Origin of the sequence: Sphingobacterium sp. xlx-96, assembly GCF_011007365.1 — a bacterium.
GTDB lineage: Bacteria > Bacteroidota > Bacteroidia > Sphingobacteriales > Sphingobacteriaceae > Sphingobacterium > Sphingobacterium luzhongxinii.
This window is the reverse complement of sequence record NZ_WFKM01000002.1, coordinates 214253-239934: the sequence shown is the minus strand read 5'-3', so window position 1 is coordinate 239934 and position 25682 is coordinate 214253. Positions and strand designations below refer to the sequence as shown.

Here is a 25682-nt window from a genome sequence, read left to right as displayed (position 1 = left end):
ATTTTTTTTAGCCCTATTCAAATTTTTAGGGCGTTGTGTAGGTTTATACCCGCTACATTACACAACAGGGCTTCGCCATATCACTTACAGTGATGTGTGGGTAAATTTTGAAAAGTAATTAGAGAAAAAAATAAATTGGAAACGGCTATTTAAATATTTGCAGAGGGCTTATTTCATTACTGCAGATAGTCTATTATTTATTCTATGCGTTTTACTATATTATATAATAATCAGTTATTAGATTTATTAGTTTGCCATATCATATCCATAGCCACCATAACCGTATTTATGATACCTTTCTCTTTTCGCATCATTAAATACGACCATTAGGTTTTTAAGCTTATTTTCGTCGTAAATATCTTTAAGAATAGTCAAATGATAATTGTTTGTATAGTTGTATCTTACGAGATATATACTCACATCTACAAAAGGTGTCAAACTAAACGCATCTGCAACCTGCCCGACAGGCGATGTATCTACGATAATATAGTCAAATCGTTTTCTTAGCTCTTCCAGAAGGACGTCTACTTTTGGGTTCAATATTAATTCTGCAGGATTTTCTGGAATTTCAGAACAACCGATTACACTGACATTATCAGACACTAGGCTAGGTTGGATAATATCATCGACAGAAATATAGTCATTATCCAGATAATCTGTAACACCCAGCGTTGATGTCAAGTTTAATTTTTTTAACAAGGCCGGTCTTCTCAAATCAAATTCTACGATACAAACCTTTTTATTGAGCATACCCAATGTATTGGCCAGATTAATGCTAAAGAAAGTTTTTCCTTCACCTTTCATACTTGAGGTCACTAATATTACTTTATGAACTTGGTTTAGCATAAATCCTAAATTCATACGTATATAGCGAAATAACTCTGAGATAGTCGAACGCTGGTCTGCTCGAAACACATCGGTACTTTTATCCAGATTGTGCGATAGCTCACCAAGCAATTTTACGCCTGTTAGTTCAATTGATCTGCTATCCGTAACTTTATTGTTTAAAAATCCTTTTGCATAAATAAAACCAGCAGGTACGACACATCCCAATATGAAACCACATAAGTAAAGCATGTCTGACTTTGGCGAAATCGGTGTTGTATTGTAAGCAGGTTTGTCAATAACTTGTGAAGTCGGTACTGTAGTAGATAATGACAATGCTGTTTCTTCGCGTTTTTGCACTAAGTACTGATACAGCCCCGTCTTTACGGTTTGCTCCCTACTTCTTTCTAAAAGTCCTCTTTCAATTGTAGGGACAGATTTACTTTTGCTATAGTACTGTGCATAATTTTTTTGTAAATTACTTTTCTCAATATTAAATCCATTTTTTATTGAATTTAGGTTTTCCAAAATGTTGCTTTTCAAACTGGACAATTGATTATCCAAATTCAAAACAAGTGGATTTTCGGCATTAGCCGTACGTAGCATTCTATTTTTTTCTTGCTGAAGGTCATTAAATTTCACGATCATACTATTCAGTATCGGATCTTGAATGCCCATTGCGCTAGGTGCTAAACTGCTCTGTGATTCCTTATTTAAAAAATAGCCTTCCATAGACTTAACCAGGTTAAGCTGCGTAGTTGACTCCGCTAATAACTGATTGTATTCGCCTGATCTTGTCGCATTTAATTGTGCATCAATATCTAGGTTTGTTACCTGATATTTTTGTTTAAAGTTCTCAACGTCTTGTTCTGCTCCTGTCAGATCACTTATCAAATATTTCAATCTGTTATCTATAAACTTAATCGTGTTTTCCGCGATTACATTTTTATTGTTTACATCGTTAATATTATAGTTTCTGATAAGATTATTCAAAATATCTAATCCCCTTTCTGGAATGTTATCGTTCAAACTAATTACAATAGTATTCGCATCCTTAACTATAGGATTTATTTTTAACCTCCCTAAGTTATATGATTCAGTAAGTCTATACAGGTCTTTAAACTGAATGTCTATTTTTCCATACTCACTTTTAAAAGCAGGTCCCTTATTTACACGTATTGCATAGTTTTTATTTTTAATAAGTTTGTCATAGGGGACTATCAAATTAACAGTACTATCGGTAAAGTTAAATAAGCTATCATTTATAGACGTAATATTTATTTTTCTAGAATAAGCTCCGCTGTTTAACTCTTCAACTTCTATTTTTATAGGCAATGTGTTGCCATACAATTCTTTAGTTTTTAAACCTGATTTTTGAAAGTAAGAGGTCTCCATATGGAGATCTTGAAGAACTTTATTAATTAAATCTTTAGATCGCAGAATCTCCATTTCATTATCAACTGTTTTAACAGTTTGGAACATGTTCAAATCGCTAAAGGCTGTGCTGTTAGAGATTGCTGCACCTTCTTTATCATCCTGTATTAATAATGTACTACTGATCCTATACACAGGTGGTGTTAGAGATAAATAGCCATAAACTAAGGCCATAGCCACTATAATACTCGTTAATATATAAGGCCAGCTCTTGATAATTCTTTTTAAGACTTCTGCAAAATCATTAGGCCTGTTCAAGTTCTTTTCCGCAAACATAATCTTATTCTTTAAATGACTAATTTCTTAAAATAGCTGATATGAGTACAGCAACCGCTGAAATTGATGCTATCACAATAGGCATAATTCTAGTGCTTGGGCTATACTCTATTGCTTTAGATTTATCTGGCTCAACGTAAACTATATCATTTTGCATCAGATTAAAAAAGGGATCATTAAGAACGTTTTGTTGGTTTAAATCCAACCTTTTCATTGTTCTTTTTCCATTTTGTTCCCTGATAATTAAAACGTTTTCTCGTTTACCATACACTGTCATATCGCCGGCCATACCAAGCGCTTCTAATAAATTAATATGGTCGCCAGGTATCGTAAAACTGGAAGGTTTGTTTACTTCTCCGATTACAGTAATTTTAAAATTTAAAAGCTGCACCTCGACTATCGGCTCTTTAACATATTTAGTTAATTTTTCTGTTAGTGCATCTTGAGCTTGTGTAATAGTGAGCCCCTCCATTTTAATATTGCCTATCACTGGAAGAGTGATCATTCCGTCTTTAGCTACTCTATAACCTGTTGGCCCTTCATAACTACCTGTGGCAGCATTTTGACGGTTGACCGTAAATAGCGTGTTTGACTCTGGGTTAAGACTATTTATATTTATCCGTAAAAGGTCATTTTGTTGTATTTTTATTGGCTGGTCTTGTATTGTTTCTTCAGCCCTTTGTTGTGCCAAATTGCTAAAATAAGCCAAATCTCTTTTTTGCGCACATGAGCAAAAAATAAGCATATATATAATAATTAGTAGGTGTTTTGTTTTCATGATTTTTTGTGTCTAAAAATGTGAAAAACTTCTTTACAACTAAGTTAGATATAAAACTGTCAAAAATTTCTAGGGCAAATCACTTTGTATTTAAAGTGTATAAATGGCATACATACTTTACAAAAAATTACAGTTTTATTTAACAGATTCAACAAGTCTTGTAAAAAAAGTGCAGTATTGTATGTACAATTATTGATTGTATTGATTTTACAATAAAAATATTTTTTGTTGTATATCAATCTGAGAAAAATTGTAAAACAGCAGATTTGAATCTCTCGGTCTAAATATTTGATTTTTTTAGAGCTTTAAACGATGGATAATCAGAATAAAACATTCATGATCTGCAAGCTGGCCGATCCTCAATAGAGACCATAAACTTATCCATCAAGTAAACGCTTTTAGAAAGGAATGCATATAGAAGGGAGCGTGGAGGAAGGGATAAGTATTGTGCAGCCTCTATGCGAGCTATATAAAGACTGACACAAATCAAGTTATAATCTTCAAAAGACCATAAATACGAAGTCTTAGTGGTTTTATTCGTATGAATTAGATATAGGAATCCAATTTTAAAAGAAACAGGAAATATCTTTTAAAGAAGATGTTGAAGCAAAATTTATTTAGGTTCGTGATAATGGTTTTGACTTATTAGACACTCGTTGTATTTTTCTAATAAAAGGATGTATTTCCTTATCCAATAGTCAATTTTTTCATTTTCTGTAAATTGGTTTTGTAAAGGGTGCTTTTCTAATTTAGCTTCTGTGTTTGAACAAAAAATCTCGGGGAAATCAGAAGAAAAATCATAATTAATGTAAGATCCAATTCTAACTAATATATCAAAAGGTAAAACATCATGCTCAAACCAATTGTACAATGTACACCTGCTAATTTTCATATATCTGGCGAGTTTACTTATGTTATGGCCTTGTTTTCTAATTATAGATTCTACGATACTGCCTGCATGCTTTTGCGAATATTTTAAGGCGGATCTATTACTTTCGTTTTTTAAACTAATTTTAAAAAAATCAATCCCTGGTTTGATAGCGCTCATAATTCTCTTCAATTTTAAGTTCCTAATTAATTTTCATTTAAATTTCCTTCAAATGATTTGCTTATAAAATGATGCTTATCAGGATTTATAGTGACGATGATCATGTTTTTAATTTCGCTTTGTCGCTGAAACGCTACACTTTTTAAGAAAAAATTGCCGTAAGATATAATTAGAAGTAGATTTATAAATAGGATTCCATAGGTATTAACAAAATGAAAAGTATTTTAATTATCGAAAATAATCCAGAGTTACTGGGTAAATATTCTGATATATTAAGAAATTCAGGATATCAGGTAACAATAGCACTTAATAGCGACTTGGGAATTAACCTTGCAATAAGTGAACTTCCTAATTTAATATTATGCAATACAGTCTTGTCAAACATAGATGGTTTTGGTGTGCTATCTGTGTTATCAAAAAATCCTTTAACTAGCAAAATTCCCTTTGTGTTTTTAAATTCCCAATCGACGCCAGATATCATAAAAAAAGGGATAGCATGGGGGGCGGACGATTTCGTTACCAAACCATTTCATGGTAATCAGCTTATTAGAGCTGTTGAGGCAAGAATTAACAAGAATAAGGATCATAGTTGGGCATCATTGCCGATTATTGAATCCAATAGCAATCATCGTCATAAGGGTAAAGGCATGGAAAGGTTGATAGACCTTATTTCTCAATGTAAAATAAGGCATGTTAAGAAGAAACAAACTTTGTATTATGAGAGCGATCATTCGCAGTGGCTTTACCTATTGGTCGAAGGTTGTATTAAAACATTAAAGTTAACGGCTGACGGTCGACAAATGATTACAGGCTTGTATAAACCCAAAAGTTTTATTGGTTTAGATACTTTATTGCTGGATGAGCCTTGGCCTGAAAGTGCTGAAGCGACGCAGAACTCATCTCTCTATTTTATATCTAAAAGTGCGATCATAGATTTATTAAATGAACATGTCGAACTAAATCAACACTTCATTAAAATATTGTCTGCCAACTTACACGAAAAAGAAGATCAACTAATAGAGCTTGCTTATGAGTCTGTTAGAAAAAGACTTGCCCAAGTATTGGTTAGGTTAAACAAGGATACAATTCCAATAGATCAAATTGATATTTGTAGGGATGAACTTGCTGGCCTTGCAGGTATTGCTACAGAAACCGTTAGTAGGATACTTACTGATTTTAAAGAAAGAGGATTAATAGAAAGAAATGGAAGTCAAATTCAGATTATTGACCTAGACGGATTAATAAAGATGAAAAGTTAAATAGCCAATTTTTAGCTCTATTCTCTTCTTTAATAATTTATAATTAATAGTTCCCTCGCCAAAAACATCTGTGTAAAGTGTTAATTGTTTCTCTTAATACGTGTATATTGTAAAATTAATGTGAACCACATTTCACGCTAGTGATCAGTGTTTTAAATGATAATCGTCATTGTGTTAACTATATTCAACAAGTAATTTTGAAGCAAAATGACGAAGATTTATGGAAAAAATTCTGGTAGCTACAGATCTTTCGGCTAATTCTACTTCAGCGATTCATTTTGCCTATAAACTTTCACAATTAAAAGGTGCGACTTTGATTATTGTGCACGTGTATCATCTTTCGAAGCCCAAAAGCTGGCGATCTCAAAGATTTGAAAATTATCATCAAACTAGAAGGGAATTTATATTAGCTAAGTTAAAAAAGATATTGGATCGAATTTTTAGTGGCATCGAAGCGCCAGTTGTCAATGTTGAGATAGATCTTCAGATGAACACAAATATAGTTACCTCTATTTTAAAATGTGTGGCCAAGCATAAATGCACCTGTATGTGTATTAGCACCCAAGGCGCAGGAAAGATTAAAAATACAATCGGCACATCAACAAGTAAACTAATTGCCAAAACTCGTATTCCTGTAATTACTGTACCTAGTTCTTATAAGATAAAAACCATAGACAGCATTTGTTATGCATCCGATATGGCTAATTATCAAAAAGAAATCAAAAAGATATTGGAATTTGTGAAATCACTTAATATCGAAATTAAATTACTACATATAGTGTCTCCTCTAAAGATTCTTCTAAAAACTACGATTTTAGAAGCTCGGTTGCTTAAAAAAGTAGGAATCGTGGTTAAGGTTAAATATGTTCTTAGAAACCCCACAAACACTTTAATTGAAGATATTGATATTGCGGTTCGAAAAATAAGACCCTCTGTGGTTGTTTTCTTCATTAATAGATCTAAACATTATTTAAGTTCAATATTTTATGCTTCAGCTATACAGCCCGTACCTCTTTTTAGAAAAATCCCTATATTAACCTATAAGAAGTAAATAATTCCTGTACGAGTTCTGATCTTATTTTGGTGCTTACATATAGATACTCTGATCGGATAGGTGCTAGGGCAGTCACTAACTTTTTCTGACAGTAAGCACTATTAGCGGAAGTACTATCGCGCTGTTGGCCCACTGTCTGGAACGAGGAATACAGCGGTGGCGACGAATATTATGCTGGATATACATTTTGTAATGAATTTTCAAAGCTTGTTGATAATAGTTATATTTGAAACTTTTTAAATAATTGACCTTTTTAATTATATAGTCAACATTCGTAAACCTTTACCTGTGTTAAAATGACACCAAATAGCTGTTTTTTTTTGATTTATAATAAAAAACACAATTGTTACACTTGTAAACCTCTGGTTTGTAGTCGATTGTGTTTTTTATTTGGTTGTTGTGACATTTGGCAGACTTTTTAACCTTTTTTTGCTTTCAAAAAGTTCTACATTTGCCAGTGTTAAATATAAATTAAAAAGATATGAAAAAATTTTTACTTACATTAACTGCTGTTGCAGGTTTGACTGCTGCTTCTCAAGCACAAGAATTTGGTTTTGAAAAAGGTAACTTCATCGTAGAAGGTAACTTTAACTCTTCAAATACAAATAACAAAAATACAAAAGAGAAAAATTCTGCATTTAACTTTAATCCAAAAGCTGGTTACTTCGTAACAGATAAAATCGCAGTAGGAGTTGACTTCGGTTTCGGTCAAGACAAAAATACTACTTATGTATCTGATGTTAAAAATGTAACTACAGACAAAAACTTTGGTGTTGGTGCTTTTGGTCGTTACTATTTCTTAGAAGTTGGTTCACGTTTCAAAACTTACACTGAAGTAGGTGTTGGTTACATGAACGAGAAAGTTGGTGAGAAAAAAGTTGGTGATGTTAAAACTGATGCAGCTAAATTCAATGGATTTGGTGCTAATGCAGGTATCGGTGCTAACTTCTTCTTAACAGAGAAAATCGCTGTAAACTTTGCTTTCGCTGATGTTGTTTCTTTCAACTCACGTAAAGCTGATGTGGATGGTGCTAAAGCTGAGACTGAATTCAATACTAACGTAAATGTTTTCAACAACTTCTTTAACACTGCTAAATTCGGTTTGACTTTCAAATTCTAATTTGAATAGAAGTTCAAAAAATAGAAAGCCTCACATTTTGTGAGGCTTTTTTTATTATTTATGGATTTGTAGACCAAAGCGAAGCCGATTTAAGCATGGCTCTACGTGGCAATTTTAGATTGGCGACGATTAACTCTGCAAAGTCTTCCGGTTGTAGTACGGTTTCCGGGTTTCCGTCCGTTAAATTCAGTTCTTTGGACATATCTGACGCAATGGTACTCGGCATCAAGGTGCATACACGGATATTATTCTTACGTACTTCACGCATTAGGGAGTCCGAAAAACCAATAACACCAAATTTGGAAGCACTGTAAGCAGACGTCGTTGCTGCTCCGTTAAGACCTGCTGTAGACGATACATTGATGATATCACCTTCATTTTTTTCGATTAACTGTGGGAGTATCGCTTTAGTGACATAATAGGTGCCCAATAGATTCGTTTCTACGATATCTTTCCAGGTGTTTGGGTCCATATCCAGAACAGATCCAAAGGCGGCTATACCTGCATTGTTTACCAGAATGTCGAATGTACCAAAGTCCGCGTTTAGTTCGGTTATGGCAGCAGTCACATTATCAAAATCAGCCACATCAAAGACCGCATAAGCCGCTTGTACACCTAGAGCAGTCAATTCAGAGACGGTCTCTTTCAATAGTTGTTCGTTCCTACCCGTGATGGCAACATTGATACCTTCTTTGGCAAATGCCAAGGCAGTAGCCTTTCCTAAACCTCTACCGCCACCGGTTATGAGCGCATTCTTTCCTTTTAAATTCTCCATATACAAAGCTACTTAATAAAACCAAAAAAGCCTTCTCATTAGAGAAGGCTTTTCTTTTTCAGTTACTGAAATCTATCACACTTTGATCTCAACTTCAACACCTGAAGGTAATTCTAATTTCATCAACGCATCAACTGTTTTTGAGTTTGATGAATAGATGTCTAACAATCTCTTGTAAGAACACAATTGGAATTGCTCACGTGCTTTTTTGTTAACGTGTGGTGAACGTAATACCGTATAGATTTTTTTCTCAGTAGGCAATGGAATAGGTCCACTAACAACTGCACCTGTAGGTTTTACTGTTTTTACGATTTTCTCAGCTGATTTGTCAACTAAATTGTAATCGTAAGATTTCAATTTGATTCTGATTCTTTGGCTCATTTTTTATTTGTTTTTAAAGATGACCGCTGATTAGAGCTATTCGCAACCAGCGGTCGATTTATTTTTATCTTAACTATTCTTCGATAGCTTTGATCTTACCTTTAGATTTTGCAATTACATCGTCTTGTACGTTACGAGGCGCCTCAGCATAGTGATCAAACTCCATTGTCGAAGTAGCACGTCCTGAAGTAATCGTACGTAATTGAGTAACGTAACCGAACATCTCTGAAAGAGGAACGATAGCTTTGATTACTTGAGCACCATTACGTGTATCAAGACCTTGCATCTGACCACGACGACGGTTCAAGTCACCCATTACATCACCCATATTCTCTTCCGGAGTTAATACTTCTACCTTCATGATAGGCTCCATCAATACTGGAGAACATTTAGGTAGTCCTTGGCGGTAAGCCATTTTTGCTGCCAATTCGAATGACAAAGCATCTGAATCCACTGCGTGGAATGAACCATCGATCAAACGAACTTTCATGCCTGATAAAGGGAAACCTGCTAAAACACCATTTTTCAATGACATCTCAAATCCTTTTTGAACAGAAGGGATGTATTCTTTAGGGATAGCACCACCTACGATTTCATTTACGAATTGAAGCGCTGATTTTGAAGTGTCATAATCTTCATCAATTGGAGAAATAACAACTTTGATATCCGCAAATTTACCACGACCACCCGATTGTTTTTTGTAAACTTCACGGTGTTCTGTGCTACCGTTGATAGACTCTTTGTAAGCTACCTGAGGAGCACCTTGGTTTACTTCAACTTTGAATTCACGTTTCAAACGGTCGATCAAGATATCTAAGTGAAGCTCACCCATACCAGAGATTACAGTTTGGCCAGTCTCTTCGTCTGTTTTAACGACGAATGTAGGATCCTCTTCTGCTAATTTACTTAAACCAATACCTAATTTATCAATATCAGCTTGAGTTTTAGGCTCGATAGCTAAACCGATAACCGGCTCTGGGAATTGCATAGACTCAAGAACAATAGGGTTCTTTTCATCACATAACGTGTCACCGGTTTTGATGTCTTTGAAACCAACAACAGCACCGATATCACCAGCACCGATACGTTCGATAGGGTTTTGCTTATTAGCATGCATTTGGAAGATACGGGAAATACGCTCTCTGTTTCCTGAACGGGTATTCAATACGTAAGAACCAGCTTCTAATACACCTGAATAAGCACGTACAAAGCATAAACGACCTACGAATGGGTCAGTAGCAATTTTGAAACCTAATGCTGCGAATGGCTCTGCTTCAGATGGTTTACGCTCGATTTCTTCACCTGTGTTAGGGTTAGTACCTTTTACCGCTTCGATATCAAGAGGTGAAGGCAATAACTCCATTACTAGGTCAAGCATGGTTTGTACACCTTTGTTTTTGAAAGATGAACCACATACCATAGGTACGATCGCGTTATCCAATACTGCTGCACGTAAAGCGTTCAAGATCTCACGCTCAGTCAATGAGTTTGGATCTTCGAAGAATTTCTCCATCAAAGACTCGTCATAAGAAGCTACTGCTTCTAATAACTTCTCACGGTACTCAGCTACTTCATCCAACATGTCTGCAGGGATTGGAACTTCTGTAAAGGTCATACCTTTATCAGCTTCATTCCACACCATACCGCGGTTGTTGATTAAGTCAACTACACCTTCGAAATCATCTTCAGCTCCGATTGGTAATTGTAAAGCAACAGCATTAGATCCTAACATGGATTTTACTTGGCCAACAACTTTTAAGAAATCAGCACCTGAACGGTCCATTTTGTTTACGAATCCAATACGAGGTACTTTGTAGCCATCCGCTAATCTCCAGTTGGTCTCTGATTGAGGCTCAACACCATCAACAGCAGAGAACAAGAAAACTAATCCGTCTAGTACACGCAATGAACGGTTTACCTCAACCGTGAAATCCACGTGTCCAGGAGTATCGATTACGTTTACTTGATATTTTTGATTACGGTAGTTCCAGAATACAGTTACAGCTGCAGAGGTGATCGTGATACCACGCTCTTGCTCTTGTGCCATCCAGTCAGTCGTAGCCGAACCCTCGTGTGTCTCTCCCAATTTGTGGTTTACACCAGAGTAGAATAAGATACGCTCTGTCGTGGTAGTTTTACCAGCATCGATGTGAGCAGCGATACCAATATTTCTAACTAATTTTAAATCTTTTGCCATTTTATTTTTGCAGTTTGCCTTGGAAGGCTGTTTAATTTTAACAGTTTAAATAAGTACACCGATCTCGATAACGATTTAAGTCTATTATCAAAGATCGGTGTAATCATATTTGTTTTGTCGTTTTCAAAATTAGAATCTGAAGTGTGAGAACGCTTTGTTAGCCTCAGCCATTTTGTGCGTATCTTCTTTCTTCTTAACAGCAGCACCTTCACCTTTAGAAGCTGAAATGATCTCTCCTGCTAATTTTTCGAACATAGTTTTCTCTCCGCGTTTGCGAGCGTAAGAAATTAACCATTTCATTCCTAAAGCGATTTTACGCTCTGGACGTACTTCCATAGGAACTTGGAAGTTGGCACCACCAACACGACGAGATTTAACCTCTACTGCAGGCATTACGTTGTTTAAAGCTTTTTTCCAAGCTTCCAACCCGTTCTCTTGTGTTTTTTGTTCTACTAATTCTACTGCATCGTAAAAAATAGAGTAAGCGATAGATTTTTTACCGTCAAACATCATATTGTTTACAAAACGTGTTACCTGAACGTCGTTAAACTTTGGATCAGGTAAAATGATTCTCTTTTTTGGTTTTGATTTTCTCATTTTTCTTTCCTCCGTTTAATTATTTCTTTTTGCCTTTTGCTGGAGCTGCAGCTGCTTGTCCTGGTTTAGGACGCTTAGTTCCATACTTAGAACGACGTTGGTTACGACCTGCTACACCTGAAGTATCTAATGCACCACGGATGATGTGGTAACGTACACCTGGTAAATCCTTAACACGACCACCACGAATCAATACGATCGAGTGCTCTTGTAAGTTGTGACCTTCTCCAGGGATGTAAGCGTTAACCTCTTTACCGTTTGTTAAACGTACACGAGCTACTTTACGCATTGCTGAGTTTGGTTTTTTAGGGGTAGTAGTATATACACGTGTACATACACCTCTTCGCTGTGGACATGAGTCCAACGCTGGCGACTTACTCTTGTCTACCAGAGCTACTCTACCTTTTCTAACTAATTGTTGAATAGTAGGCATTTACCTTTTTTTGTTTTTTAATTTGTAAAAATTAATTTTTTAAAGTCTGCAAAGATATAAAGAATATTTTGAACTCTAAATAGTTAGCTTTAAAATCTTTCAAAGATTTTGTTCACACAGGTTGTCTTTTGAAAATATAGCGGGGAGGGGGAGTCTTGTGATTCGATCAGCCTGTTAGATTTCGTGATTTCGTACATATAGCATGTATCCTGACTTAATATATGTTGGACTTTTTATTTGATATGTGTTTAATTACTTCGTGAACTCGCAAGCTCGGTTTGGTTTTCAATTGTCATCCACAAGCGGACAGATCCAAAGTATATGATGCATTATGTATTAACTGGCGTGCATTCCGCTTCGCGGTCATTGGTGTTTGTACAGTTCTGCTAAATGTATATATTTCATATGTGTGTGATTTGTTTTTGTAAAAGCCACATGGAATATCTAGATTATCTCCGATGAGCTCAAAAGATCGGTTGGTTTCAGCGGTGCTTATGCTTTTCTGTTACATGGATATTTCATAGGAAGGATCCAGCAGTTTTAGAAAATTTTGTAGCCATGGTCGGCAGCATTCCTGATCGAAAAATACATGAAACCATACCTTTCGCATTCCGTTTAGTTTTTTTGTAATAGGAGCAGCTTTTTTAGAAAACTTTTTTTGCGCAACTTAATACATGTCGTATGCGCTCGTATTCCTATCTTTAAAAACCAAAAGCAGGATCCGTACACATGCAAGAAAAACATACCGTAGTCTTACAACATATAATTTTATCGTCCTGTTCCGTATACGATCTGATGCGATATTTGGCTGCAGGTAGCACGGGGCTAGATCTAGACCGGTATGCCACCATTTATCCTTTGCATATCGATCTGAATGAAGGCTTGTTTACAAGAGAATCTGTGGATACGACTCCTCCAACAGTAGGGGTACTTCAAGAGGAATACACTTTGACATTAACCTGTACCTGTACTTCTATTTCTGATAAATTGTGCATTCATCAGCTCGAGGTTATCGATGCCGTATTGAGACAGGAGGATTACCGGATATTCTTTGATTCACGACTACGGGACAGTTGTTTCCGGTATTTGGCAAGGGATTATGGCTTAGATAAAGAAAAAGAGATGGATGCCTTTTTTTATTTGCAGTATGAAGCCGGCAAAACCAATGTTTATCCAAAAGAGAGAGGCTTACTTCGTATAGATAGGACATTTTACAAGAAAAATAATTTTGCCCGCACCAAGTCTAAACGAGATGTTGCCTCATTTTCAGCGGATAGTAAGAATTGGGTGTTAGTCTTGAGTAAACATCGGTTTTACGATCAGATGCAGTTTTTACTGTATGAGGTTTCTTTTTCGCAACACGGAAAATTGAGAAGCCCCATTACGGCTGTCGACTTGACTAGACAGATTCTTGCAGAGAGTGACGTCGCTTATCTTAAGTTCCTGACGGCAATGCTCAGTTTGCAGAGTCGATTCGAAGGCGGAAGTAATGAAATCGAAACGTTGGCCTTGAAAGTCATTGCGTCGAATCCCTTGGATCTACCGGTATACTATCATGACAGGTCCAGATCTGACACCATATCTGCAAAAAGTTTGTTTCCTGTGAAACTAACCGCTGCTAGGCCTGAGTTGCACTTATCTATTTTACAGCGCGAATCTTACTATGAGATTAAAAGTGTACTTACCATCCTAGGGGTAGATTTGCCCATGTCGCAGCTGGTATTGAAGAATGCTTGTTTTATATTTTTTAAAGATCAATATATTTATGTCTCAGACCAAGATCTGTTACGTGTGCTACGCTTTTTAAAAGAGCATGGTGATACATTGCTTATTCATACCAGTAAGTATGAAACCTTTACTGCTCAGTTTTTGGATCCTATTGAGGAGTACGTACAGATAGCTTATAATTATATCTATAAAGTAGCAGAAGAGCTGACAACACAGCCTGATTATGAACTCCAAAAAATAATCTACCTCCAAAAAGAAGGTTTGTTCGTATCTATCACCCCTGTAGTTCGTTATGGAGATACAGAGGTCGCTGTATATTCCCGTAAGCAACTGTATGGTACCGACGAGATTGGCCGGCGTTTTAAAATCAATCGTGATACAGCGTTTGAAGAACAATTTACAGCATCGGTCTTGCTACAGCATCCCGATTTCGAAGAGCAGCTACAGGATCCGACATACTTCTATCTCTATAAAGATAAATTTTTTGACGAAAGTTGGTTTCTTTCAGCTTTCGGATATTGGCAACAGGAAGGGATAACTATTCTTGGATTTAGTGAACTTGGCGGACCGCGGATCAATCCTTATCAAGGTAAGGTTGATATCAAGGTCAATAGCGGTAAAAACTGGTTTAATGTCCATTTAAAAATAGATTTCGGAGGGCAGGTAGTCCAACTTCGGCATTTACAGCGAGCATTCAAAAATAAAAGCAAATTTGTCGAGCTGGGCGACGGTACGCGTGGCCTACTACCCGATGAATGGATAGCGAGGATAAGTCCCTATTTTAGCCTTGGGCATATCGAGAAGGAATTATTGCATATTCCTAAGGTGCGATTTTCCGAAGTAGCCGCACTTTTCGAACAGGAAGTATTAGCTTTAGAAACAAGAGAAGAGCTGCGCTCTTTTCAAGATAATTTTTTGAATGCGAATGAAATACCTGTAACTCCTATACCGATAGGGCTTAAAGCGACATTACGTGGGTATCAACATCGTGGGTTTGATTGGCTTTGCTTCTTAGATCGTTTTGGTTTTGGAGGCTGTCTCGCCGATGATATGGGACTGGGTAAGACGGTACAGGTAATTACTTTTTTACTATATCTCAAAGATAAATATGGGCCACAGCCCCATCTTGTCGTAGTACCGACCTCCCTGCTGTTCAACTGGCAAGACGAAATCGCGCGATTTGCACCAGAACTTCGGGTAGGTTGTTATTCGGGGGGATCACGGCAGCGTATGGTACAGCACTTCGATACTTACGATGTTGTCTTGGTAAGTTATGGTGTTCTTTCTTCCGATATTCACTTGTTCAAGAAGAAAGCTTTTCACTATGTTATACTAGACGAAGCACAGTTGATCAAAAATCCCAATTCTGAACGATATAAAACAGTTTGCTTGTTGCGGTCGACCAATAGAATAGTATTGACGGGTACACCTGTCGAAAATAGTACCTTCGATATCTTTGGGTTATTTTCTTTTGCTTGCCCTGGTCTATTGGGAAACAAGCAGTTTTTCAAAGATACCTATGCTATTCCCATTGATCAGTTTGATTTTCAACGGCGGACAGTCGAATTGGAGCAACGTATCAAACCCTTTATGCTCCGACGTACCAAGAAACAAGTGGCCCAAGAATTGCCCGATAAGACAGAATCGATTATCTATTGTGAGATGGGAAATGCCCAACGTACTGTGTATACGAGCTACGAAGAAGAAATCCGAAGCTACCTCACAAAAACCAACCAAGATCTATTGGAAAAGGACCGACTCCATATTTTAGCGTTTCTGACCCGTCTGCGGCAGATCTGCAATTCTCCGGCATTGCTACAGGAGGGACATCCCAAGGCGCATAGCGTTAAGATTGATATACTTGTCGAACAGATCCATAATAAAATGCGGGAGCATAAAATATTGGTATTTTCACAGTTCGTAGGTATGCTCGAGTTGATTAAAAACAGGTTGGATAAAGAACAAATCTCCTATACGTACCTTACGGGACAGACGCTCGATCGGAAATCTATTGTGGATGATTTTCAACAGAATAATTCGGTCAGGGTATTTCTGATCAGTCTAAAGGCAGGAGGCGTAGGACTCAATCTCACCGGAGCTGATTATGTATATCTGGTCGACCCTTGGTGGAACCCTGCTGTCGAACGCCAGGCTATAGACCGGAGCTACCGTATCGGGCAAGAAAAGAAGGTTACAGCAATACGTCTTATTTGTACCAATACGATCGAAGAGAAAATCGTTGATCTGCAACAGCGTAAACAACAGCTTGCAGGAGATTTGATTACGGCCGATAATAACTGGTTTGATACCTTGTCCAAGCAGGATCTGCTAGATTTGGTGAGCAGGACTAGCTAATCCCCGTAATTCTATAACACATTTTCCAAATCCTATAATAGGAATGAGGCATAATTGCTCAACTTTGTAATACTAAATAGAAATATTGTTATGCAAGTTGGACAATCCACACAAATAAAAAAATCGTACCCCGTGCTGCACATGAGTTGTGCCAGTTGTGCTTCGAGTGTCGAAAGCATGGCCCAGACGGTAGAAGGAATTATAGATGCATCCGTTAACTTTGCGACAGCAACTGTCACAGTAAATTTTGAACAAGGTAAGTCTGACCCCACCAAATTACAGAAGGCATTACAGGATATTGGTTTTGATATATTAGTCGAGGCTGAGGAGAAGCAACAAGAAATTTTAGAAGAACTCCATGAAAAGAAATACAAGGGCTTAAAGACAAAAACAATTGGATCGATAGTATTGTCTTTGCCTGTAGTGATCATCGGGATGTTCTTCATGCATATGCCCTATGGCAATGAGATCATGCTGGTGTTTTCCACCCCTGTAGTTCTTTGGTTTGGAAAAGATTTCTTTATCAACGCCTGGAAGCAGCTTCAGCATAAAAAGGCAAACATGGATACTCTTGTTGCGTTGAGTACAGGTATCGCGTATTTGTTTAGTATATTCAATATGCTGGCGAAGGACTACCTAATGGCACGAGGCATCGAGGCGCATGTCTATTTTGAGGCTGCTGCTGTTATTATTGCATTCATCTTATTGGGACGTCTTTTAGAAGAAAAAGCCAAAGGCAATACCTCGACCGCCATCAAGAAGTTGATGGGGTTACAGCCCAAAACCGTATTGGTGATATTACCCAACGGAGAGGAACAAGTCGTTCCTATTGAGCAGCTCATGATTGGCGATACGGTCTTGGTTAAACCAGGAGAAAAGATCGCCGTAGATGGCAAAGTCACGTCGGGCAGTTCCTTTGTCGACGAGAGTATGCTCAGCGGTGAGCCGGTACCCGTCGAGAAGAAAGAAGGGGAGTCGGTCTATGCCGGTACGATCAATCAAAAAGGTAGTTTTCAATTCCGTGCTGAAAAGGTCGGCAAAGATACCATGCTAGCGCAGATCATTCGTATGGTACAGAACGCACAGGGTTCTAAAGCCCCAGTGCAGAAGCTAGTCGATAAGATTGCTGCTGTATTTGTACCTATCGTGATGGGTATTGCTATTATCACCGCTATCCTTTGGGCTTTACTTGGTGGAGAGCATGCTTGGGTGATGGGGCTGATATCTGCTGTCACAGTATTGGTTATCGCCTGTCCATGTGCACTGGGACTAGCTACTCCAACAGCGATCATGGTCGGTGTAGGTAAAGCTGCAGAAAGTGGGATATTAATTAAGGATGCGGAGAGTTTACAGCTTTCCAAGAATATTACGGCTGTCGTCTTGGACAAGACCGGTACGATTACTGAAGGAAAACCAAAAGTTGTGGCAGAATACTGGAAGGTGAATGAAACACGGATTAAGCAGATCCTGTTTTCCATCGAGCGGCAGTCCGAACACCCGCTTGCTGATGCTGTGGTCCAACACTTGGAAGGATATACATCCTTAAGGTTAGATGGTTTTGAAAGTATTACTGGTAAAGGAGTACAGGCTACATTGGATGGAGAGATTTATCTAGTTGGTAACCCAAGCCTTCTGGCCGAGTACAAAATAGCTGTTCCCGAAGAAATCGTCGAAATGGCGACGTCTTGGGCAGATATGGCCCGGACGGTAATATGGTTTGCTTCTGATCGTGAAGTACTTGGTATTATGGCTATAGCCGATAAGGTCAAGGACACGTCGAAAAAAGCGATAAAGGAATTACAGAGCAAAGGAATCGAAGTATATATGATGACCGGTGACAACAATGCTACGGCTGGGGCGATTGCCAGACAAACCGGTATTAAGGATTATAAAGCAGAGGTATTGCCCCACCAGAAAGCGGAGTTCGTCAAGGAGCTACAGGCCAAGGGGTATGTCGTAGCGATGGTCGGCGACGGTATCAATGACAGTAGTGCATTGGCTACTGCCGATGTGAGTATTGCCATGGGCAAAGGGTCAGATATCGCAATGGATGTGGCTAAAATGACAATTATCTCGTCCGACCTGTTGAAGATCCCACAAGCCATAAAGATATCCAAACAGACCGTAGCTACGATCAAGCAAAACCTGTTTTGGGCCTTTATCTATAACTTAATCGGGATTCCATTAGCAGCGGGGCTACTGTTTCCGATCAATGGATTCCTGTTGAATCCGATGATCGCTGGAGCAGCCATGGCGCTAAGCAGTGTCAGTGTCGTCAGTAATAGCTTAAGACTAAAACTCAAGAAATAAGAATAGATTTTAATAACAATAAATAAGTATAATATGGAAACTCAAAAATTTCAATTCAAGACAAATATCAACTGTGGTGGCTGCGTTACAAAGGTAACTCCGCATTTAGACAAAGCCGAAGGTGTCGACTCCTGGGAAGTAGATATCGCCAATCGGGATAAGATTCTTACGGTTAACTCAGCGGGAAGCTCTGTCGAAGATATCATCCAGGTCGTCAAGGATGCCGGCTTCAATATCGAACAGGTAGAAGGATAAGGAGTAGGAAGAGGAGCTTTTTCAAGCTCCTCTTCCTTTTTTATGTTAATAATACGTATTGATCGGGTAATATTCTGTTATCGGGAATCCCAAAATGAGCGTAATTTTATTTTTTACGATAGAGACTAACCCAACATGTTGTATAATTCCAAATACCCATCTATAGGGGACTTGAAGAAAAAAGCCAAGTCCCGCATACCCAAGTTTGCATTCGATTATTTAGAAGGCGGATGCAATGAAGAACTCAATCTGCTACGCAACGAGAACGACTTTGATGATATTTTACTCCAGCCCCGCTATCTGCAGGAAGTAGGCAAGATCGATATGTCGGTGGAGCTTTTTGGGAGAAAATATAGTGCACCTTTCGGGATATCCCCAATAGGACTTCAAGGATTAATGTGGCCCAACGCTCCTGAAATATTGGCACGGGCGGCCGCGGAGCAAGATATTCCTTATACCTTAAGTACGGTGTCGACAGCCAGCATCGAACGGATTGCCGAGGTATCAAACGGTAAAGCCTGGTTTCAGCTGTATCACCCGACCGAAGATCGTCTTCGTGACGATATTTTAAGGCGACTGAAAGATGTAGAATGCCCCGTACTGGTAGTTTTGGTAGATGTGCCTTCCTTCGGGCTGCGCTATAGGGAAATCAAAAGCGGACTTTCCATGCCTCCAAAACTCAACCCATCCACCATCTTACAAGCCATGCGTTGTCCGACCTGGGGCATCAATACGTTACGCGCTGGTATTCCATCGTTTGCGACTTTAAAACCTTATATGGAGAAAGGTTTGGATCTGGCACAGTTGGGACAGTTTATGAACCGTACATTTACCGGTAAGGTGACTGTCGAGAAAATCAAAGCTATCCGCGATATCTGGAAGGGGCCATTGGTCCTGAAAGGAATAGCTACGGAACAAGATATGGAAGATGCGTTACATATCGGTGTGGATGGCGTTATCGTATCCAACCATGGTGGTAGGCAGCTGGATGCAGCAGAGTCTTCGTTACACTCCTTGATGCGATTGACCAGTAATGAGCGTTACCGTGACCGTATGACGATTATGCTCGATGGAGGTATTCGTTCGGGCGTAGATCTAGCGAGAGCGCACGCTGTAGGATCAGCCTTTAATTTTATGGGTAGGCCATTTATGTACGGTGTGGGGGCATTAGGCGATGAGGGAGGGAGACATACCATTAATCTTTTCAAAGCACAACTGTATCAATTGATGCAACAACTTAGTTTAGAGCGCGTAGAACAATTTTCCGAACGGCTGATTAAAAGATAATAACGTTTTTACGAAAAGGAGTTAACCTAGCCGATAATCGTACTTGCATTGTTTTTGAATATAATTTATATTTGACTCCCAATTGGTTGGGCCGGAGAAAGGTGGTAGAAGAGGTCAGTTAGTGGATATACATAAATATGTTCAGCAGGAATAGTTTTAGTAGTGATTTGGAGGAACGGGAGCAGCTAGTGCTTTTGAAGAAAGGAAATTATGCTGCTTTCGATGCACTCTATACGGAATACAGCCCACGTATTTTAGGCCGGTTGATACGTCTTTTGGGCCATGAGGATACCGCCGAAGAACTTCTACAAGATCTTTTTCTTCGGGTCTGGGACAAAAAATCGCAGATAGATATTGACCAATCTTTTAAAGGATACCTATTTACGATCGCTCAAAATCTTGTTTATGACTATTTTAGAAAGCAGAGTTTAGATGAGCGCTATCGAGCTGAATTCGTGAAAACCTACTCGGAGTTCTACGGCCATATCGAAGAGGATATGGTGTTTAAACAGACCGAAGAACGTCTGATGAGTTCGATAGAAAAGCTGCCACCACAGTGTAAACAGGTATACATTCTTTTCAAGTTGGAAGGAAAAAGCTACGCTGAGATCAGTGCACTTTTAGGAATCAGTAAATCAACGATAAATAATCACCTGACCAAGGCAAATGCCATTTTAAAGAAAGAGTTTCCTTTCCTGTTTTTTTGGATCACGGTCGCCCTATTTAATTTCCTCAAGTAGTTTTTTACTTTTCCGAAAAAAAAGTAAAATTACAATAGGTACTTTTTAATACTTCTCCGTATAAGCTTATAAAAGGACCTAATCAGTTGAAACTAGAAACGAATATAAAAGAGTTATTTTCAAAATACCTCAGCGGACAGGCGTCTGCTCGTGAGCTTTTACAATTGTTGGATTATTTTCAAGAAGAAAGTGATTCAGGACAGTTGCGTGATCTTATTTTGGACGAACTGAGAGAAGAACGGGAGTTAGAAGTGACGAGTGATCAACGAGCTATTCTTGCAAGAGTTTCATTGGCGTTACACGATCGTATTCAACTGCCACGACAAAAAGTTCGCCGTTTATATTGGAGTTGGGGGGCTGCCGCTGTACTTCTGCTTGTTGGATTATGGGGTAGCTACTTATGGATGAATAACAATGACATTTTAGAGATGTCCGAGGAGCAGCTCGCTATACTACCGGGCGAAGATAAAGCGACATTGGTACTCCAAGATGGCAGTATCATTGCCCTAGATAGCAGTACCGATATTGAAGGTAAAGAAAGCTTGGTATTTAAAGATTCCAGCGGAATGTTGACTTTCAGTACGGCGAACTTGCCAACACAGGACAAAGGAGAAATACGTACAGTGCGTACACCAAAAGGAGGACAGTTTGCCGTTGTATTGGCCGATGGTACCAAAGTCTGGCTTAATGCAGAGTCTTCAATCACTTTTCCTACACAGTTTAAACCTAATACGAGAGAGGTCGATATCACGGGAGAAGCCTACTTTGAAGTCGCTAAACGGGAAGAGCAACCATTTATAGTTCAGACCAGAAAGCAGACGATCAAGGTACTGGGGACACATTTTAACGTGAATGCTTATCCCGAGCGTGGAGGAGTACAGACCAGTCTATTAGAGGGGCGTGTGGCAGTTACAGCAGGAGGGCGACAGATTTTCTTACGTCCGGGAGAGATGTCCGTATGGGACGAAAATAAAGGTGGGTTAAATGTTGAAAAGATCGTGGGTATGGAAAATCTTTTAGCTTGGAAAGAAGGAATGTTCAGTTTTGACAATAATACTATTACGGAGATCATGCAGACCCTTTCGAGATGGTACGATATCGATATCGCTTTCGAAAAAGCTGACTATAGCGATTGTGTATTTGACGGTATGGTACCCAAAAAGGAGAATATCGAACAGGTATTAAAAATACTGAGCGTATCTCAACAATTACATTTTGATATCAAAGGAAGAAAAGTAATCGTCTCTCGATTAAAAAGCAATAAAAACTAACAACAATATATTTTAAAACCTAAGAAATGAAGAAAATGCCTATGTGATATAACGATTTACAAGACGACAAGAAATTAAAAAGTCCCGACGGCCATCGGGACTGATATTAGAGCTAGCCTCTATCCATTTTACACTGTTTATTAACTAACTCTTAACCAAAAGTATGCAAATCTACTCGGATAAAAAAGCACCTTTTGCAAGGTGGCTATGCCGTATTAATTTGTCCTCTCCGATCGACTCATCGGAAACTCATCGACTGAGGACGCAAAAAATCTGGAGAATTATGAAATTAACTGGAGTTTTAACGCTTGTTCCGTTGTTACATCTCAGTGCCGCTGTCTATTCACAACAGGTCACATTGAAGGGACAACGTGTAAAAATAAAGGATGCACTACGCACCATAACCAAGCAGACAGGCTATGGATTCCTTTATAATTCGAGAATGCTGGATGTCGAAAGCAGTATTTCTATCGACTTAAATAAGGCCCCTTTGTCCAAAGCCATAGAAGAGATTCTCGAATCCAAGGGGTTGACCTATAAGATTGAAGAAAAGACGATTGTCCTGTTGCCAAAAGAAAAAGATCATTCTACTGTACTTAATGTAGAAGTTCAAGATGGTGTTATTATCAAAGGAAAAATTACCAATGAAGCAGGGAAACCCCTGGTTGGAGCGACTGTGCAAGTCGAAGGGCAGAAGCTTGGCTGCACTTGTGGCAATAATGGTGAATTCGAACTTAAGGTACCTAAAGAAGGGATTAATTTAATCGTTTCATTTGTTGGTTATGAAAAGCAGACAGTCAAGGCCAAAAAGGAGATGACTATCGTGTTGAAATCTTCCAGCAACATTGACGAAGTGACGGTTTCTACTGGTTATTTTAATCGTACTAAAGAAAGTGCTACGGGATCACAGGTTGTAGTATCAGGTGAAGATTTGAAAAAAGTAGGATCATTGAACTTGATGCAGGCATTAAATGCATTTGACCCATCGATTCGTGTAGCACCAAATTTAGAATTTGGATCCGATCCGAATAGAGTACCGGAGATAACCGTTCGAGGCGAGAATGGATTTGACTTACGTTCCAGTGCAGACGATGCGAGAAGCAATCCCAATGGTCCACTGTACCTTTTAGATGGTATTGAAGTGTCACCAACTCGTATCTACGATTTAGATATGAACCGTATTGAGTCCTTCGTGATATTGCGAGATGCCTCTGCAACTTCTCTATACGGTTCTAGAGGCGCAAATGGAGTAATTTTAATTACAACCATTCCACCTAAAGAAGGGGATGTACGAATTACTTTCAATAGTACGACCAACGTATCAGTACCAGATTTGCGGGATTATAATCTGATGAATTCATCGGAAAAGTTACAATATGAGGTCTTAGGAGGGGTGTATAGAGGTAATGGACGAGAAGAACAAATTCGCAAAGAGCTCCTCTATAATGAGCGCTTGGCAGAAGTTGCTCGCGGAGTGGATACCTATTGGTTGTCCAAGCCATTAACCACCTCTGTCAATCAGCGATACACTGCTTTTGTGGAAGGGGGAGATCGTACATTCAGATACGGTGTTAACTTAAACTATGATAAAGATAAAGGGGTAATGAAAGAATCAGGACGTGATCGGTATGGTATCAATGTGAGTTTCAATTACTATCCGAAATCAGGTTTTTTGATTCGTAATGATGTGACAGTGAATAATGTCAAAGGCTATAATTCGCCCTATGGATCATTTAGTGCATATGCAAGATTAAATCCCATTGAACGGGTTTTTGATGCAGAGACGGGGCAGATGATCCGTTCTTACGGATTTAATAATGCGATAAACCCTTTGGTAGACGCAAGTTTACCTAATATAGATTACAATAAATACACCGAAATCCAAGATAATTTTAATATCGATTGGCGTATTAATAACAGCTTTCGAGTTACAGGGCGTGCGTCATTAACGAAGAAGCTTACAAAAAATGAGAAATATATTTCTCCATTATCTTCATCTTTCGATAAAGAGACCGATTCTAGCAAAAAAGGAAGTTATTATATGTATGATCAAGACGATTTGGATTTTGATGGTACCGTTACAGCTTCTTACAACAAAGTTTTTTTAGAGAAAATAACTACGAATATTGGTGTTGGTGCTAATACGGTAACAACATCAGGAATTGGAGAAGGATACACAGCGACAGGTTTTTTGAGTGATAATATGAACTTTATCCAATATGCACAGAAGTTTAAGGAAAACTCTAGGCCTAATGGTTACTTCGATAAGTCTAAAATGATCGGTTTCTTTGGTAATGCTAATATTGGATATGAGAATCGTTATTTTGTGGATTTATCCTTCCGTACGGATGGTTCGAGCCGTTTTGGTAAAAACTCACGTTTTGCGCCATTTTGGTCAGCCGGTGCAGCCTGGAATATGGACCGAGAAAAATGGTGGAATAGTGATGCTACATTAAAGTTACGTGCCTCAATAGGAAGTACAGGATCTGTTAATTTCTCAGCAGATCAAGCGCTTACCAAATATTTTTACGATGCCGACTACGAGTATAATGGGTACTACGGCGCACAGCTACTAGGTTATGGCAATTCTTCTTTGAAATGGCAAAATACAGTTCAAAATAACATCGGTGCAGATTTAGTCATGTTAAAAAATCTAGTAGTTTTGAACATTGATGCTTATGTGAAAAATACCCAAAATTTATTATTGCCAATTGATGTGGCTCCATCTACAGGATTTTCTAGTTATACCGAAAATCTGGGTTCCATGGAAAATAGGGGTATGGATTTGCGCTTGCGTTTCAATGTACTTCGTGGAAGCGAAAATCCAGTCAATTGGAATTTCACCTTAGGTGCTGCTACGAATAAGAATAAGATAAAGAAGTTATCCAATGCTTTAGAGGCGATGAACTTGGAGGCTGCCAAAGATTCGATTGTTACAGGACCTAAACCATTGCGTGTATATGAGGCAGGCCGTTCGCAGAGTGCACTTATGGTGGTAGAGTCCTTAGGTATCGACCCGATGACCGGTAATGAGATCTATAAAAAACTGAATGGTGATTTGACCTATACTTACGATCCGAAAGATAAAATTATCGTCGGGGATATGAACCCAACTTGGATGGGTACCTTTCAGTCTAACTTGTTGTATAAAAACTTCAACTTGTATTTCATTTTAGCTTATGAATACGGGGCTAAAATTTACAACTCTACACTGGCGCAAAAAGTGGAAGGCTCTGACCCACTTTATAATGCGGATAAACGGGTATTATACGACAGGTGGAAACAACCTGGTGACGTAACATTGTTTAAAAGGATTGATGATACGACCCCTCCTTACCAGACAACTCGTTTAGTACAGAAAAATGATTTTCTAAGGTTGCAGACCTTAACATTTTCTTATGAATTACCAAGGGAACGTATAGAGCGAATGAAGATTGAGCGTGCTAAAATTATGGTGACTGCCAATGATCTTTTCCGCTTTTCTACAGTAAAAATGGAAAGAGGAACAAGTTATCCTTTTGCACAAACAGTTTCTCTAGCACTTAACTTGACTTTCTAA

General features: G+C 38.4%; 18 protein-coding genes. 10 read left to right on the top strand and 8 right to left on the bottom strand.

Annotation, left to right across the window (positions count from 1 at the left end):
• Nucleotides 1-246 precede the first annotated feature (246 nt).
• The 3 genes from G7B20_RS03910 to G7B20_RS03900 form a co-directional block, all read right to left on the bottom strand.
• Nucleotides 247-2535 (bottom strand): GumC family protein, encoded by a 2289-nt coding sequence (locus tag G7B20_RS03910; protein WP_164108726.1) that lies wholly within the window; start codon nt 2533-2535, stop codon nt 247-249.
• Nucleotides 2536-2554: 19 nt separating this feature from the next.
• Nucleotides 2555-3313 (bottom strand): polysaccharide biosynthesis/export family protein, encoded by a 759-nt coding sequence (locus G7B20_RS03905; protein WP_164108725.1) that lies wholly within the window; start codon nt 3311-3313, stop codon nt 2555-2557.
• A 613-nt stretch (nt 3314-3926) separates the two neighbouring features.
• Nucleotides 3927-4361, bottom strand: coding sequence for a helix-turn-helix domain-containing protein (locus tag G7B20_RS03900; RefSeq protein ID WP_164108724.1), 435 nt, complete (start codon nt 4359-4361; stop codon nt 3927-3929).
• Between the two features lie 212 nt (nt 4362-4573).
• Here G7B20_RS03900 and G7B20_RS03895 point away from each other — a divergent pair, with 212 nt between their 5' ends.
• From G7B20_RS03895 to G7B20_RS03885, 3 genes are all read left to right on the top strand, one after another.
• Nucleotides 4574-5620 carry a cyclic nucleotide-binding domain-containing protein gene (locus tag G7B20_RS03895; RefSeq protein ID WP_164108723.1) on the top strand — a complete coding sequence of 349 codons (1047 nt, stop codon included), beginning with the start codon at nt 4574-4576 and terminating at the stop codon, nt 5618-5620.
• 220 nt (nt 5621-5840) lie between these two features.
• A complete protein-coding gene (locus G7B20_RS03890; protein ID WP_164108722.1) occupies nt 5841-6671 on the top strand; it encodes a universal stress protein in 831 nt (276 codons plus the stop codon).
• Between the two features lie 484 nt (nt 6672-7155).
• Complete coding sequence (locus tag G7B20_RS03885; protein ID WP_164108721.1) at nt 7156-7794, top strand: outer membrane beta-barrel protein; 639 nt, start codon at nt 7156-7158, stop codon at nt 7792-7794.
• Nucleotides 7795-7852: 58 nt separating this feature from the next.
• Here the strand turns inward: G7B20_RS03885 and G7B20_RS03880 are convergent, their stop codons facing one another.
• From G7B20_RS03880 to rpsL, 5 genes are all read right to left on the bottom strand, one after another.
• A complete protein-coding gene (locus tag G7B20_RS03880) occupies nt 7853-8569 on the bottom strand; it encodes a 3-ketoacyl-ACP reductase (protein WP_164108720.1) in 717 nt (238 codons plus the stop codon).
• A gap of 75 nt (nt 8570-8644) precedes the next feature.
• Nucleotides 8645-8950: a 30S ribosomal protein S10 gene (rpsJ, locus tag G7B20_RS03875; RefSeq protein WP_013667229.1), complete on the bottom strand. Its 306-nt coding sequence runs from the start codon at nt 8948-8950 to the stop codon at nt 8645-8647.
• Between the two features lie 73 nt (nt 8951-9023).
• A complete protein-coding gene (fusA, locus tag G7B20_RS03870) occupies nt 9024-11147 on the bottom strand; it encodes an elongation factor G (protein ID WP_164108719.1) in 2124 nt (707 codons plus the stop codon).
• 129 nt (nt 11148-11276) lie between these two features.
• Nucleotides 11277-11744 (bottom strand): 30S ribosomal protein S7, encoded by a 468-nt coding sequence (gene rpsG / locus G7B20_RS03865; protein WP_022829265.1) that lies wholly within the window; start codon nt 11742-11744, stop codon nt 11277-11279.
• Between the two features lie 19 nt (nt 11745-11763).
• Nucleotides 11764-12177 (bottom strand): 30S ribosomal protein S12, encoded by a 414-nt coding sequence (rpsL, locus tag G7B20_RS03860; protein ID WP_002993550.1) that lies wholly within the window; start codon nt 12175-12177, stop codon nt 11764-11766.
• Between the two features lie 729 nt (nt 12178-12906).
• Between rpsL and G7B20_RS03855 the strand changes: the two genes are divergently transcribed.
• From G7B20_RS03855 to G7B20_RS03825, 7 genes are all read left to right on the top strand, one after another.
• Complete coding sequence (locus tag G7B20_RS03855) at nt 12907-16260, top strand: DEAD/DEAH box helicase (RefSeq protein WP_164108718.1); 3354 nt, start codon at nt 12907-12909, stop codon at nt 16258-16260.
• Between the two features lie 90 nt (nt 16261-16350).
• Entirely contained in the window at nt 16351-18570 is a 2220-nt protein-coding gene (locus tag G7B20_RS03850) for a heavy metal translocating P-type ATPase (protein WP_164108717.1), read from the top strand.
• Between the two features lie 33 nt (nt 18571-18603).
• A complete protein-coding gene (locus G7B20_RS03845; protein WP_164108716.1) occupies nt 18604-18825 on the top strand; it encodes a heavy-metal-associated domain-containing protein in 222 nt (73 codons plus the stop codon).
• 135 nt (nt 18826-18960) lie between these two features.
• Nucleotides 18961-20112, top strand: a complete 1152-nt coding sequence (locus G7B20_RS03840; protein WP_164108715.1) for an alpha-hydroxy acid oxidase — start codon at nt 18961-18963, stop codon at nt 20110-20112.
• A gap of 137 nt (nt 20113-20249) precedes the next feature.
• A complete protein-coding gene (locus tag G7B20_RS03835; RefSeq protein WP_164108714.1) occupies nt 20250-20852 on the top strand; it encodes an RNA polymerase sigma factor in 603 nt (200 codons plus the stop codon).
• An 86-nt stretch (nt 20853-20938) separates the two neighbouring features.
• The gene (locus G7B20_RS03830; RefSeq protein WP_164108713.1) at nt 20939-22123 is read left to right on the top strand and encodes a FecR domain-containing protein; all 1185 of its coding nucleotides are present in this window, start codon (nt 20939-20941) and stop codon (nt 22121-22123) included.
• A gap of 283 nt (nt 22124-22406) precedes the next feature.
• The gene (locus G7B20_RS03825; protein WP_164108712.1) at nt 22407-25682 is read left to right on the top strand and encodes a SusC/RagA family TonB-linked outer membrane protein; all 3276 of its coding nucleotides are present in this window, start codon (nt 22407-22409) and stop codon (nt 25680-25682) included.